This is a genomic window from Vibrio sp. Vb0667 (genome assembly GCF_033391095.1).
In genome coordinates this window covers 63,303-78,137 of sequence record NZ_JAWPOL010000001.1, presented here as the reverse complement: position 1 = coordinate 78,137, position 14,835 = coordinate 63,303, and the positions used below count along the sequence as shown (strand labels likewise).

The following is a 14,835-nucleotide window of genomic DNA, read 5'->3' as shown; positions in this document are numbered from 1 at the left end:
ATTTGGATATCCTTAATTGTTGTTATTTTCCTAGAAGGAGTAAGTCACTGTCACGATGTAAGACGCTTTCTCTTGGTCCAACAAATCGATGTTGCCCAAGGTGCCTCGCTCTGCATCTTGATAGAAACCCGTTGATGATGCCGCGAGTAGCAATGACCAGCTTTCATCAAGCTCGTATGTGCCGTACAACGCCCCCTCATACTGCCAACTGCTTCTGCGCGTACCTTGATAACTGATGCTGTTACCACCTAACGCCGTAATCCCCACTGCGAACGATTCCCACGACTTTTCCGCAACAGCAAACAACGAGTAAGTCCACTCAGTCAGCGAGCGTCCACCCATGGTTTTGTATTCGTGGAAATTTTTTCTCAGTCTTGGCGAAACCGAAAAATCGACTCTCCAAGCTGAAAAAGAGATCGGCACATCTAAACGAACTGCGGTGTGCAGTTCATCTTTACGAGATGTTTCTGAAGTTGGAATGGTGAGCTGACCCGCAACGCCGATTTTCCCTGTATCTCCAAAGCGATATAGGTTCGTGTATTGCAAGCCCAACACCGAATCTGTCGCGTAGGTGCCGACTTCATCTTCTAGGGCACGATAGCCCCCCGTAGAAAAATAGGCTTTTGTGTCGCTCGAAAAGGAATAAACGAGATCGCCTCCCCACGAGAAATTGCGGACAGAACGGTAGTCGTCTTTATCGTAAATGTTTGTATCGTAAGATAGGTAAACGGCCCCACTAAACTTACAAACAATACAGGACGTATCTCCTTCATTTTGTGTAGATTCAGGCGTGCTAGTGCTATCAATTACACTCGTTTCCACCGCGAATGATGGCGCTGAAAACAGCGTACCCAACAACATTGCAAGCGGCGTCATCATCCACTTTGTTGTGTGCTGCATGTTTTGAAACTTCCATGAGAATTAAGTTCATTAGAATAAACTTAAAGACAAACAGATTATTGGGATGAAATTCCATAAAAATTCAGATAATCAACCCCAATAAACCTATCAACCATAAAATTACTCTTATGGTTAAATCCTTATTTAACTTTTTAATACTATTTATCTGAGTATTGTCGCGTTCTAATTTGCTTAAAAACGTACTTTAAAATGACTTTTTATAAATAAAGCCACACACCACAACATTAAAGAAGCAGCAAATCAACGTCATTAAAACAAAAGTTAAAAGACAATTATTATCAACAACTTAAAATCAACAAAAACAGTTAAAATGAATGAGTCAAAATGTATAAGTTAAAATACAATAAAAATATAAGAACATCATTCCGTTTAATTTTAGTCGTTATTGTATTGAGAGAGTTTAATTTTCAATTTCTAAAATTGGTGGGATACACATAAGAGAAATCATCAAAACCATCCGTTGTTAATAATGAATTTCGCATTTAAAACAAAAGATAGAAACAAGATCAAATTCATGTTTTCTAATATATCCATTCAACCTTTCACAAGTTTGAATAGAAAATCAAACCTTTAGTCAATCTAAAAACAACAAAATATTCACCAAGCGAATACACAAAAGATAAATCAAAACTAAATAGCACATACGGTCAGCATATTTGTGAATTACTATTCATTAATTATTTTTTTATAAATTAAACGTTAATGTGACCAATTTCACACAATTGCGCTACATACAACATAAAGCAAACGAAATTTAAGTGTTTACTGACCCAAAACGTGTCGATAGAACAGAGTTTAAACATCGAGCTGAAACACGTATTTCCCACCAAAATTTATTATATATAGCAGTGAGTTATCTGTATCCAAGCGGTTAAAATGCGTACTAATGTGACTCATTTTTGAGAGAGGAACACAAGAAGAGCAAAAGCACTAAAAGAGGATGATGCGATTTGAATAACCAGTGCTTCAAACCGCACTTATGAACTTATGCAGAGAAAGAAGGACTATCAGTTACTATTGAATGGTTTTATGACCACAGTTTTCGCAGATCAAATGACGTTCAAATTCATCCATAGAGGCAAGGAAGGCGCCGAATACTACACTTTTGAGAAAGCCAGCGATGAACTCTTTCTTTTTGCGATTTTTATCACCTTCAAAGCCACTTTTTTTTCTAACTAACACCACGACATGATGCGTTTCTACCCCACATGTAGGGCACATGAGGACTTCTGTCTTGTTCGACATCTTAGGCTCCTTGATGAATTATCCCTTTCTGCTGGCATGATTCTCTTACGCCTGTAAAGCGAGTCATCATGCCATCACTATCGATTCTTACTCTTCTTCGTTGAGACGACGAATCAACTTAGCTGGCGTGCCTCCGTATAGACAATCTGGCGGCACATCATGGTTGACTACCGAGTTCGCCGCAATAACCGAGCGAGCACCAATCGTCACACCTTGGTTAATGACCGAATTTCCGCCAATCCACACATCATCTTCAATCGTGATAGGTTTACAAAACGTTTCCCAACGCCGACGACTTCGGTAATCAACAGAATGAGAAGCGGTATAAAATTGCACGCTCGGTCCAATGAGCACGTGGTTCCCGATGGTAATTTTGGCACCATCGAGCATGGCAACGTTCATGTTGATAAAGGTTTCTTCACCTATTTCGATGGTCTTACCAAATTCACAATGAAAAGGGGACTGGACAATACAACGGCCTACCTTGCCAAATAGCTGCTTTTGCAATTCGTCGCGCTGACTTTCGTCGGTGTTATTATTAAGTGCTCTAAGTGCTTGAAGAGCATGGCTTCTAATGGCGTCAATTTCTTTGTCCATGCCATCAAAGACCTGGCCAGACATCATTTTTTCTAGTTCTGTCACTGGAAGACTCCTACAACCTGCAATTACTGCTTTCAGATTCTTCACAAGGTACGTGAACTGCGAAATAAAAAAAGAGAAAAGCCCGGACTTTTCTCTTTCCTGTTTTTATATTTTGTGGAGTCTGTCAACTTACACAATTTCCCAACTGTGGGTCATCTCAACACCTTCGCCTAGCATTAAGCAAACCGAGCAGTATTTTTCTAGCGAGTCAGCCGCCACTTTTGCTACGACTTCTGGGTCAAGCTCGTCACCTGACACTTCAAAGTGGATATTCACTTGCGTAAAGATACGCGGTGCGGTTTCACGACGCTCTGTGGTTAGCTTGGCATTAACTGACGAAACCTTTTGGCCTGCTGTTTTCAAACCATCAACAACATCGACAGAGCTACAGCCACCAGCAGCCATTAGTACCATTTCCATTGGGCTTGGTGCGGTTGCACCACCATTGCCATCCATCACTACGGAGTGGCCCGACTGAGATTGCCCAAGGAATTTAAAATCTTCTATCCATTTAACTTCAGCTTGCATGATTTACCTCATTTAGCATCGCTTATTCAAGGCATCGTTGCCCTTACTAGCGGTGTGTTTCTTGTCGATACTTTAGCTCTATCGCATAAAAGGGCAACGGAATTTTCAACATTACTGTAATTTTTTCGCTCGGTTACCTTTCTCTATACGTAACACTTTTTATTTAAGTAACACTTTCTACAAAAATAACGATGAGGTAGCTATGAAGAATATGTCTAAGTTATTGGCCGGTTTCTCCTTCGCACTTCCAGTCTTGTTTCTACTATTGAGTAAAACAGGTACCGCCGATACGATGGATAAGCTGAAGGCTTCAGAGAATACAAGAATCGCAACGCTAGCTGGCGGTTGTTTCTGGTGTACAGAATCGGATTTAGAGCAACTGCCCGGCGTAATCGATGTTGTATCAGGTTATTCAGGTGGTCATATTGAAAACCCGACTTACCGCCAAGTCTCTTCTGGTAAATCTGGTCATATTGAAGTGATTGAGGTGAAGTACGATCCTGCTGTCGTGAACTACGAGCAAGTGCTGGACTACTTCTTCCGTCATATCGACCCTACCGACGATAAAGGTTCATTTGTTGACCGTGGTCCTCAATACCGTCCAGCGATCTTCTACCATAATGCGGAGCAAAAGCAGATTGCTAAGCAGTTTATGATGGAAATCGACAAGGCGATGATCTATCCAAAACCGTTGAAAACAGAGCTGATCGAGTTTGAAAAGTTTTACCCTGCGGAGTCGTACCATCAGGATTACTACAAGAAGAGTAGCTTGAAGTACAAATACTACCGCTACGCATCAGGTCGCGATAAATATCTCGACGAAGTATTTGGTGAAGATCGAAAAGAAAGTCCTAAAACACTTCGACAGTTGATTGAAGAAAAAAAGCTGCTTTCGAAAGTGAAAGCGTACAGTAAACCTGCTCAGTCTGAAATCAAATCAAACTTAACAGAGCTACAGTATTACGTGACGCAAGAAGAAGGCACGGAGCGTCCGTTTGATAATGAATACTGGGACAACAAAGAAGCGGGAATTTATGTGGATATTGTGACCGGTGAACCGCTATTTTCTTCTACTGATAAATACAAATCTGGCACAGGTTGGCCAAGCTTTACTCGACCAATTAACCCGGGTTACATCGTGGAGAAAACCGATTATAAACTGCTCTACCCTAGAACGGAGATCCGCAGTAAGTTTGGTGATTCACACCTAGGTCATGTGTTTAAAGATGGTCCGAAGCCGACGGGATTACGCTATTGTATGAACTCTGCTGCGATGAAATTTGTACCTGTGAACAAGATGGCGAGTTTAGGCTACGGCGATTACCTGTACCTATTTGATAAGTAGTTTTAACCAAATTAGGAGTGAACATTCAGCGCGATGAAAGGTTTTAAATCCAACCTTCCCATGAAAGTCTGTCCGGTCTGTCAGCGCCCATTTTCTTGGAGAAAGAAGTGGGCGCGAAATTGGGAGGAAATCGTTTATTGTTCTGAGCGTTGCCGAAGAAATAAATCAACGAAAACGTAGGTCACTCCGACCCTCTCTGGAGTATGTTATTTCATTTGTATTAACGTTTGTACGCGTTCTCTTACCAAGGTAATAACGTCCCATCATAAGCCCAAAACGCCCCGCTATCTTGCGGGGTTGCTTTTTCTATCAAGCCTAATAAATCCTTAGCAACTCGCTCTGGCATGAACAACTTTCCCTCTGGGACATTGGTTTGAAAAGGTGCCGACAAAGCGGTATCTGTGGTGCCAGGGTGAAGTGAAAGCACCGTGCCATGTTTGACCACTCTTTGCCATTCGATCGACATGGTTTTTAGGAACATGTTTAATGCGGCTTTCGATGCTCGATAGCTGTACCAACCACCTAACTGATTATCGCTAATGCTGCCAACTTTGGCCGAAATGGTCGCAAACTTGGGTGCAGTACTGCGCTTTAGCTTGGGCGTGAAGTATTTCGCCAACAGCAAACTTGGCAAAGTATTAACCGTGATGGTTTGCTGAAAGAAGTCTGCGTCGAGCGAGCTAAGATTCTTCTCAGGACCTTTCTCTTGGGTGTGCAACATACCAACACAGTTCACCAACCAATCGACGTGTTCAATCTGCTCACTGAACGCTTTTACCTGCTCGTCTTGCGATACATCCACTTGATGCCAAACGACATTTGGGTGTTGCCAATCTGGTTGCTGCTTACGATAAGTGGCATGCACGCGAGCTTGAGGAAACCGAGCTGCGGCTTCTCTCACCATCGCCAAACCAATTCCACCATTGCCACCGACGATGAGTATTTCCATCACAAGTTCTCCACGTTTTCTATGTAGTGCTCTGCGGTATCAAGAATCGCTTGGCGCTGCTGTTCTTCCATGTTGTCCCAAGAGCGGAAAATCATCCCGATTCGTGGATTGGCTGCGAGGCGCTTGTCGTGTTTGTTCATAAAGCGCCAATAAAGGCTGTTAAACGGACACGATCCTTCCCCACTCCTCGCCTTATTGTCGTAATGGCAACCCTTACAGTAGTCGCTCATTTTGTTGATGTAAGAACCACTCGCCGCGTAAGGTTTGGTGCCAACAATGCCGCCATCCGCAAACAATGCCATGCCACGAGTGTTCGGCATTTCGACCCATTCAATCGCATCAACATAGATACCGAGATACCACTCATCCACTTGATCTGGGTCGATCTCGGTTAGCAAGCAAAAGTTACCAGTGACCATCAATCGTTGGATGTGGTGTGCGTAGGCGTAATCGAGGGACTGCCCAATCGCATTGCGCATACAAGCCATTTTAGTTTCACCATTCCAGAAGAAATCTGGCAGCTTTCTTTCTGCGCCCAATTCGTTGTTTTTCGGGTAATGAGGCATGTTCGCCCAATAGACCCCTCGAATGTACTCTCGCCATCCTAAGATTTGGCGAATAAACCCTTCAACTTGAGAAATGTCGATGTCCGCGTTGGAATGAAATGCCTTGAGTGAAGCATCAATGACTTCTCTCGGGTGCAGTAATTTGCTGTTAAGCGAGAATGAAATTCGGCTGTGATACAAGCTCCACTTAGCGTCGTGCTGGCCTGTCATGGCATCTTGAAAACGTCCGAATAACGGCAGACAGACTTGGCAGAAATGCGCGAGTAAAGAGAGGCTTTGCGCGCGATTAATCGGCCACAACAAGTCCCCTTCGAGATTTCCGATGGTTTTGATGTCATGTCGTGCCAGCCGCTCAATAATGCCGTGGATGTCAGTACTGAACATCAAAGGTTGTGGCAGTTGTTCAATGTCTTTGGCTTTGAGCTTGTTACGATTATTGGCATCGTAATTCCATTTTCCGCCGACGGGCTTTCCGTCTTGCATCAAGATGTCGAAGCGCTTGCGCATACGGCGGTAAAAGTGCTCCATCATGATGTGTTTACCTTGAGGAAACTGCGATTCTATTTCCTCAAACGGCAACAAAAAATGTTCCGAGTCGACACAACGCGTCACGACCCCATCAAGCTTTAGTTTGGCTAACTGCTCCAGAAGACGGTATTCATCCGGGCGTTGATATTCAAACTTACTTGCACCAACTTCACTCGCGTAGTGTTGCAAGACTTGCTCAAGATCGTCGAAGGATTGTGTGTCATCCAACGTGAGGTGCAGAACTTGGTGACCTTCACTCTGACGCTCTTTCGCAAACTGTTCCATTGCGGAAAAGAACGCACACACTTTCTGAATATGATGCGTGACGTAAGTATTCTCTTGCTTGAGCTCCGCAATCAGGTAAAGCACTTGCTCATCCGGTTGCTGAAACCAAGAGTGCTCACTGTTAAGTTGATCGCCCAAGATCAATCGTACGGTTTCAAATTGCATTACGGTTTCTCCGATGACGAAGCTTTGTCACTGCTGCCCATCACAATCGGCCAATCGACCATGTCTACACTATCCAAATGCGCGCCAGGACAACGACCTTGCCACCTATCGATGAACTCCATGTGCGGGTCGTACATTTCGGTTTGCTTTTCGAGGTTGAATTGTCGTGAACCACGCGGATCAGCACCAACGCCTGCTAAGTATTGCCAATTTCCCCAGTTTGATGCCACATCGTAATCGACCAGTTGTGACTCAAAGTACGCCGCGCCATAACGCCAATCGAGGCCAAGCTCATGCACCAAACAACTGGCAACTAACTGTCTGCCACGATTCGACATATAACCCGTTTCATTAAGTTGGTGCATACACGCATTGACGATAGGAAATGGCGTTTCACCTTTCTTCCATTGTTGAAAACGGTGCGCGTAAAAGCTGGTGAGTGGTGCTCGATTTTGGATGCCACCGAATCGGAAGAGCTGTCGCTTGTGTCGACGGGCATACCAATAAAAGTATTCACGCCAAAGCAGTTCGAAGTAAATCCAGTAGGTTGAATCATTTGCACCATTCTCCGCTTCATAACGTTTCAACATGGCATAAATAGTTTTCGGAGAAACGCACCCATGAGCTAACCAAGGAGAGAACTTGGTGGAGTAATCCATGCCATCTAAACCGTTGCGTGTTTGTTTGTATTCACTGGCTAGTGTGGAAGCAAAATACTGGCGACAATGTTCAAGCCCGCGGCTTTCTCCACCATGAAACGCAGCTTTTGCGTCAAAGTAATATGCAGTAACGGAAGGAAGATTCACACCTAAAGGAATTGGAGGTAACGAACGGATACTCTCGTGGGGCCGAGAGATGTCTAAACCTTCAACTTGCTTTCTAAACTGCGTGAAAGTGGTAGGCAGATTGCTCAAGTCAAATGGCAGTTGTTCTTCCCTTAACAGGGTCCGGATTGCTTGCTGTTTTATTTTTACATGAGACGCGCCTTCAACTGCGCGATCTAACGCTTGTTGCTCATCCGAACCGGGAAAGGCGTCAGCATATATATGTGTGACGCCGAAGCGATTAACAGCATACTTGATTGCTTGATCGGGCGTTAGTTCAACCGCCCATAATCGCTGACCAAGGTGATTCAAAGATTGATTGAGTTCACTAAGCGATGAGTCGAGAAACTGCAATTTCGCGCGCCCGAAAGAGGCTTCCTGCGCAAAGTGATGCAAGTAAGGCGTCATTGAAGGGTAGCAATACAAGCAAATTAACTCGTCCATTTCTACACTGGCGCTTTTCAACAGTGGGTTGTCGTGCAATCGCAAGTCGTTCGTGAACCAATAAAGTCCTATTTTCTTTTTCAATTCGCACCCTCAGATGTTAATTCTTCGTCTACGAGTTCTTTTCACGGAGACCCTGACGTTAAGCCTTTTGATTTACTTGCTTTTATACGAAAACGAGAGTTTGACGATCATTAGGTTACTAACGTTCACACGGAATCCATTTGCTGGATATCTCAAAACACGCAATACCACCAAATGCCTGTACATGTTTCATACTGATATTTTATAAAATTTGAATCCAACGGTATTGATCACGATCTTAATCACTCATTTTCTATATAAACCATGCAAAAGTGATAAAAATTAAAGCGACATTAGTTAATATCCGTTAATCTAAGCCCAATCCCATTTTGCTAGTACCATCGCAGAAATGACCGACGAGTTTAAGAAATCAACCGCTAATTTAAAAAAAGCGGTCCCACTGATGATCAAAAACCATGTTGCTGCCACGCCAGCCAACTACGCGCTTTGGTATACCTACGTTGACAAGACCATTCCAGAACTCAACTTTGAGTTAGACACGGTGTTAGAAAACTACGGTATTTGCCCGCCAGCAACCAATAAACAGCTTTACAACAACTATGTGGCCAGCAAAGCAGAAACCAGCCTTGAAGATCTTAGAACCAATGTAGAAGTTCTGCTACACGAAGTATCCAGTTCAATGAGCGATACGATTTCAGATACTTCCTCCTTTTCCGAGATGGTAGACAAAAGCTTTAATAAACTGGAAAAAGTTGAGGACAATAGCCTAAGCATTGAAGAAGTGATGGTGGTGATTCGTCAACTTGTCGCAGAGTCACATGAAATTCGTCACTCAACAAAGTTTTTGAATAGCCAATTGACTAACGCGAGTGAAGAAATTTCTCGCCTCAAAAACCAACTGGCTGAAGTACAGCAAGATGCGTTGTTCGATGGTTTGTCAAACCTATACAACCGCCGAGCATTTGACAAAGATCTCTCTTCACTTATTGCATCAAATCAGGCAATGACCTTGATCATGCTTGATATCGATCATTTCAAATCATTTAACGACAATTACGGGCACCTTTTTGGCGATACAGTATTAAAAGCCATTGCCCGCCGGCTACAACAAAGCTGTCGAGATGGGATATGTGCGTACCGTTTTGGTGGTGAAGAATTCGCGTTAATTGTACCTAACAAATCTCTGCGAATTGCTCGCCAATATGCAGACACACTACGCCGGATGATAGAAAAACTGCGTATCAGAGATAAGCGCTCAGGCACACAAGTTCACAGCATTACAGCTTCTTTTGGGGTAGCAGAATTTGAGCCGGGTGATACGCCTGAAGCCTTAATCAATAAAGCCGATAAACAGCTTTATGAAGCAAAACAACTCGGTCGTAACCGCGTGATGCCAATTTAAATAAACTGGCTAAGCGAAAACGACTTTTATGATGAAAAAGAAAACCCCGCGCTGTAAAGTGCGGGGGTTTTGTATCCAATCATGAGTATCTTAATCGACGCTGTAACAGTAACTTAGAATGTAGTCGTCACCATTTTTTGCGGTATATTCTTTATCTTCACTGCATGCCATCGGCTTACCTTTTTTGTCGCCTTTGATTAGACTTATCCAATGGCGCATCGCGGTTGGTGCATTGCCAGTTAGTTCAGGATGAAACGTCGTGCGAGTTTCTAATTGAATATCGTCAATGTCCACTAATTCCACGCAACCAGTGCCTTTGTGACAGCCAAACAGCACTTCTACATGATTGCCCGAATCATCTTTAAACAAAATCGACTTTGGATCTTCCTTTCCACCAGTGTACGCCACAAAATGTTTCGGGCTTTTCAGGCCGCTGTGTGTACCGTCTTTGAAATAAGCCAAAACATGGCGGTAATCAATCACGTAACTTGATACATCTTGGTGCGACCCGTTCTCCAATGGGAACATGCGGTCAAGGAGTTGCTTCGCTTTTACTTGTTTCTCACTCTGCTGCTCAGCACTTACCGCTTCGACGGCAAATACGGCTTCAGCGATAAATGGGCGTTGTTGTTGTTGCATCTCTTTTTTATCGAAGTTCAGCATATTCATCGTCATATCCTCGCACTTAAAAACTCGTCCTAGAGTAAAAACTTAAATCCTTTATTTAAGTTTCAGGCAATTCTGTGAAGTGGATGGTTAATTTCCTTGCCTGCTCATTATGTAGACTAGCGAAATATTGACTACAATTTCACAACAAAAATTTTACAATGTGAATTTTACAAAATGTCTGTGTCAAAAAGCCTTATTCGTCAGTCTCATTTTCTTGGTACGAAAATTCGTAACCTAAGAAAAAACAACCATTTAACGATGGAAGATTTGTCTGCCCGTTGTGTAAGAATTAATCCAGAGTACGCTCCTTCGGTTTCTTACCTTTCGATGATTGAGCGCGGAAAACGCGTACCGAGTATCGATATGCTCGAAGTGATCGCGGAAGTTTTTCAAAAAGATCCGGCGTGGTTTTTAGATGATGAACCCGAATTAGAAGCCATCACACCCAACAAAGGAAATCGTGGCGGGATTAGTGGCATGGCGTTGGAGCCGAGCTTCCTGTTTTCCAATGATATTCTTCAAATCGCGATACCAGAAATGCTCTCCCAAACAGGTATCACGGGGCGTCAATTCGCCCACTTACTGATCCGCGCACACCAAGAAAACCATCAAAACCATTTTCCTGATTTAGAGCGCGCCGCCGAAGAGGTCGGCTTGAAGCGGCTGAATCTATCTGTAGAAGATCTCGTAGACATTGCAAAGAGTATGGGATTGGATATCCGCTGGGTAGATCGAGCGCCACAAGATGTGATTGATGAACTGGGCGTCAGCGCCAAACAGTTGATTACGTCTTTCATGGAGCCACCTGGGACTATTTATCTCAATAAACGAATGCGTGACTATCCAACCCGATTGAAGTATGACTTGGCGGTATATATCGGCCATCGAGTGCTCCATAGCAGCGATGCAATGAATAACGTTTTATCTATCGGGCATCAAAACAATTGGGAGCAAATGGACAGCCCTGTGTCGAACTCTGAACTCAATTCGCAAGATATCCTGCAAGCTTGGCGTGATTTTGAGTCCAGCTTTTTTGCTGGTGCCTTGCTTTGCCCCAAAGTACCATTTCGTCAGTTGCTTGACCGCTCCGGTTACGAAATTGATGTTCACAAAAAGGCCGGCGTTTCTCCTTCCGTTGCAATGCGTCGCATGACGGTGGTCTCGCCTTACCCTCATTGGCACTATTTTGATGCCTATGGCCCCGGCAAGTTAAAAGCAGTGTATCGAGGAAATGGTATTCCATTGCCTTGGGGCAACATGCGCAAAGTAAACGACCCTTGCCAGCACTGGGCGGTATTCCGACGCCTTTCCCAGCCTTTGGATACCAGTTCAGCGCAAATCTCGATCTTAAATGTTGGCGACGAGCCACGTATCTACTGCTGCGAATCGGTCAACGTATTTGACCCTGCGGGAAATAATCGCGTGCTATGTGCCGGTATTGATCTTAACCCTGCTATTTCTGCACAAGGTGGCGATGCCGTTTCCATAGCGGAAGAACTTAAGTCCCTTTGTGTCGCTTCCGGCGGAAGTAGTGTTATTCCTCCCCACATCAAAAAAGACTTAACGACTATCGCTAAGATATTAAACATCAACTGGATAGAGCGCGGGATTCAAACCCAAGCAAGGTTGATCTGCTCCAGAGGGGCGGTTTGTCCAAGACAACCTAGTTGTTACAGCAAGTGCGGAGAAGCTGATGAGACGGGCAGCGACGTGAATATCATCGGGCTTTAGAAAGAAAAAACGCCAATCACAATAAACGTGATTGGCGGTATATACTTGTGAACAATTTGTATTCACTAACAACGTCAGTTGGCTAGGTGACCCTCGGCTTAATAAGGGTCACTCTAAGTAAAGCACGATGCGTGCCAACTTTAAAAAAGCCGTTTTTTAGTAGATCCAGATGCATATCGTTGCTTTATTAACCATTAATTTCGCAAACTGCATTTGCAAAATGCAACATTATTCAAATATGCCACTGAATGCACTACTAATAACGACTCTCTCAGCAAAGTGTCTGTGAACATATGAAGTCACATATTCTTGCACCTCAATGATGATGAGATTTCGGGCTCCCAACTTTACCATTCCTCTAACCCCTTATTGAAACTGGGTTCAGGCTCATCCGCCATGCTTTTGTTGATACATTCTCTCATCGGCTATTTTCATCATTTGCTCAGGAGATGACATTTTCGGGTCAAATATCGCGTACCCAATACTGGCTTTCAAATAGATAAGCGTTTCATCGTAAATGACGGGCGTCGAGCATAGCGCTAATCGAAGTTTTTGTAGAAGGGACTGAACATTTTCTTCCGTTCCTGGGTGATGAACTACAACTAAGAACTCATCACCGCCCATTCTGGCCACGATGTCTGATTTACGCAGAGAGCTTTTTACCCTTTCAGCCGTAGCGATTAAAACTTTGTCACCTGCGTCGTGACCATAGGTGTCGTTAATGTGTTTAAACCTATCTAGGTCAATATTAATTAAGGCGAAGCTATAACGCTTTTTATAACGTTTCGCTATTTCGAACTGCTGCTTGTAAAACTTCATAAAATAGCGACGGTTTGGTAAATTCGTGAGTTCATCGTGTAAAGCTCTGTCATCTGCAATGGTATACAGTCGATAAATGGCGAACAGCGCGAGGCTAAGTGCGAATATAATGGGATAGCCGATTACTCTAGCTAAATGCAACTGATGCCAAGAGATTTGGCGATCAGCTTTGCCTCCAGAGAAAACCACCATACTCCACCCACCATAAGGAAAATGAACCATCTCTTTTGCATATGCCATGCTACTTACACTTTGCGCGCCAAAGAAAGCATCACCAAATGAGCCACCGCTATCGTAACCACGGATCATTAAAGGGTAACGATACGAGAAATCAATTACGCCGGTTTCTCTCATCAGAGCATCGAAATCAATCACCGCACTGATCACTCCCCAGTAGTCCTGATTCATTGGAGGATCAAGAAAAACAGGCACACGCACGATCAAACCTCGGCCACCTTGAATCAAAGTCACTGGCCCTGCGATGAAAATTTCTTGTACATCCTTGGCTTTTTGCACCTGTACCCACTGCTGTGGCACTGCGCGGTAATCAAGGCCGATTAGGCGCTCATTACCTTGGCGTGGAAATACATGACTAATTACATCATTTTTCGCGATACCGATGATTGTAATATGTTTACTTTTATTTAGGATTCGGTGAGCGGCGATACTCAATTCTTCTTCTTGGTTTTTAGGAAGTAACGTAATGAGTGTCGCTAAAGTACTGGCTTTGTAGATATCCGCCATAAGTACCGCTTCCAAATTGGAACGGAGAATGGAAAGTTGTTCTTTGGCCTCAACTTGAACTCGCTCTTTGTGAAGCTCTTGCTGGTTTCGATTTAACAGCTCGATAACCCCAATACACAAAGCGAAAAAGGTGAGGAAGAACAATGCAAAATAGCATCGTTTTCTGGGTAAATAACGCATTTTCTCCCCACAACTCGTATACAACTACGAGATTTTTTATTTATTGTTAAAATTCTTATTATCACAAGAATAACCAATCATAATCAGAAAGGTAACAGTGATTGACAACTTTTATGTTTTAGGTGTGAGATGATGCATCAACAAGGCGATTTATTTGGCGGCGATCTATGGCAAGAAGTAGAAAGAGGAAAACTTTATTATGATCCTCAATTTCTTAACCATCTTGAGGCGGATAATTACTTTGACCAACTTCGAAAGACACTGCCATGGCACCAAGAACACATTACTATGTTCGGCAAGTCAGTACTTCAACCTCGCTTACAAGCGTGGCACGGTGATGCAGCATATACTTACTCAGGCTTAACCATGCAACCTCACCCTTGGACTCCTGAGTTAACTCAGCTCAAAGTGCGTTGTGAATCAGTTGCTGATGTCACTTTTAATTCTGTTCTCGCTAACTTATATCGACACGGCCAAGACTCAATGGGCTGGCACCAAGATAATGAACCAGAGTTAGGTAGAAACCCTGTTATCGCATCTTTGAACTTAGGTGAAACACGTCGATTTTTGCTTAGAAATTTACATTGTAAAACTGAGATTGAATATGAGCTTTCTCACGGCTCCTTACTGATTATGGCTGGCGAGCTACAGCATCACTGGAAGCACTGCGTACCAAAAACCGCGAAAACCAAAGGTGAACGTATCAACCTGACTTTTAGGCAAATTTTTAACTATTGACTCAGCTTTTACATTCTCAATTAATATTGATGGTAGGTTTAGGTTCAGGACTTCATAGGGAATGG

The 14,835-nt window shown here is 43.5% G+C and carries 14 protein-coding genes; 5 read left to right on the top strand and 9 right to left on the bottom strand.

Going from position 1 to position 14,835, the window contains the following annotated elements:
- Window positions 1-30 precede the first annotated feature (30 nt).
- The 4 genes from R8269_RS00360 to R8269_RS00345 form a co-directional block, all read right to left on the bottom strand.
- On the bottom strand, window positions 31-900 hold the full coding sequence (locus R8269_RS00360) for a hypothetical protein (protein ID WP_318222417.1): 870 nt from the start codon (window positions 898-900) through the stop codon (window positions 31-33).
- Window positions 901-1,935: 1,035 nt separating this feature from the next.
- Window positions 1,936-2,166 carry a hypothetical protein gene (locus R8269_RS00355; protein ID WP_085569221.1) on the bottom strand — a complete coding sequence of 77 codons (231 nt, stop codon included), beginning with the start codon at window positions 2,164-2,166 and terminating at the stop codon, window positions 1,936-1,938.
- 87 nt (window positions 2,167-2,253) lie between these two features.
- Window positions 2,254-2,808, bottom strand: coding sequence for a sugar O-acetyltransferase (locus R8269_RS00350; protein WP_258477701.1), 555 nt, complete (start codon window positions 2,806-2,808; stop codon window positions 2,254-2,256).
- A gap of 129 nt (window positions 2,809-2,937) precedes the next feature.
- A complete protein-coding gene (locus R8269_RS00345) occupies window positions 2,938-3,336 on the bottom strand; it encodes an OsmC family protein (protein WP_005374132.1) in 399 nt (132 codons plus the stop codon).
- Window positions 3,337-3,538: 202 nt separating this feature from the next.
- On the opposite strand from R8269_RS00345, the gene msrB reads away from it, so the two are divergent.
- Window positions 3,539-4,681: a peptide-methionine (R)-S-oxide reductase MsrB gene (msrB, locus tag R8269_RS00340; RefSeq protein WP_005374134.1), complete on the top strand. Its 1,143-nt coding sequence runs from the start codon at window positions 3,539-3,541 to the stop codon at window positions 4,679-4,681.
- A gap of 33 nt (window positions 4,682-4,714) precedes the next feature.
- Entirely contained in the window at window positions 4,715-4,861 is a 147-nt protein-coding gene (locus tag R8269_RS00335; protein ID WP_005374142.1) for a DUF2256 domain-containing protein, read from the top strand.
- A 61-nt stretch (window positions 4,862-4,922) separates the two neighbouring features.
- On the opposite strand, the gene R8269_RS00330 is transcribed toward R8269_RS00335, so the two are convergent.
- From R8269_RS00330 to R8269_RS00320, 3 genes are read right to left on the bottom strand one after another with little or no spacing between them, the layout of a single operon-like run.
- Window positions 4,923-5,630 carry an SDR family oxidoreductase gene (locus tag R8269_RS00330; protein ID WP_182039675.1) on the bottom strand — a complete coding sequence of 236 codons (708 nt, stop codon included), beginning with the start codon at window positions 5,628-5,630 and terminating at the stop codon, window positions 4,923-4,925.
- Window positions 5,630-7,174, bottom strand: coding sequence for a cryptochrome/photolyase family protein (locus R8269_RS00325; protein ID WP_005374147.1), 1,545 nt, complete (start codon window positions 7,172-7,174; stop codon window positions 5,630-5,632). Before R8269_RS00325 ends, R8269_RS00330 begins: the two co-directional genes overlap by 1 nt.
- On the bottom strand, window positions 7,174-8,526 hold the full coding sequence (locus tag R8269_RS00320; RefSeq protein WP_031778851.1) for a DASH family cryptochrome: 1,353 nt from the start codon (window positions 8,524-8,526) through the stop codon (window positions 7,174-7,176). Before R8269_RS00320 ends, R8269_RS00325 begins: the two co-directional genes overlap by 1 nt.
- Before the next feature lie 349 nt (window positions 8,527-8,875).
- Between R8269_RS00320 and R8269_RS00315 the strand changes: the two genes are divergently transcribed.
- Complete coding sequence (locus tag R8269_RS00315) at window positions 8,876-9,889, top strand: GGDEF domain-containing protein (RefSeq protein WP_005374150.1); 1,014 nt, start codon at window positions 8,876-8,878, stop codon at window positions 9,887-9,889.
- 90 nt (window positions 9,890-9,979) lie between these two features.
- Here R8269_RS00315 and R8269_RS00310 read toward each other — a convergent pair whose 3' ends face one another.
- Window positions 9,980-10,558 (bottom strand): malate synthase, encoded by a 579-nt coding sequence (locus tag R8269_RS00310; protein WP_064354490.1) that lies wholly within the window; start codon window positions 10,556-10,558, stop codon window positions 9,980-9,982.
- 174 nt (window positions 10,559-10,732) lie between these two features.
- Between R8269_RS00310 and R8269_RS00305 the strand changes: the two genes are divergently transcribed.
- The gene (locus R8269_RS00305; protein WP_080773721.1) at window positions 10,733-12,289 is read left to right on the top strand and encodes a DUF3612 domain-containing protein; all 1,557 of its coding nucleotides are present in this window, start codon (window positions 10,733-10,735) and stop codon (window positions 12,287-12,289) included.
- A gap of 387 nt (window positions 12,290-12,676) precedes the next feature.
- Here R8269_RS00305 and R8269_RS00300 read toward each other — a convergent pair whose 3' ends face one another.
- Complete coding sequence (locus R8269_RS00300; RefSeq protein ID WP_258477699.1) at window positions 12,677-14,032, bottom strand: sensor domain-containing diguanylate cyclase; 1,356 nt, start codon at window positions 14,030-14,032, stop codon at window positions 12,677-12,679.
- Between the two features lie 132 nt (window positions 14,033-14,164).
- Between R8269_RS00300 and R8269_RS00295 the strand changes: the two genes are divergently transcribed.
- Entirely contained in the window at window positions 14,165-14,770 is a 606-nt protein-coding gene (locus R8269_RS00295; RefSeq protein WP_065275108.1) for an alpha-ketoglutarate-dependent dioxygenase AlkB family protein, read from the top strand.
- The last annotated feature ends 65 nt before the right edge of the window (window positions 14,771-14,835 follow it).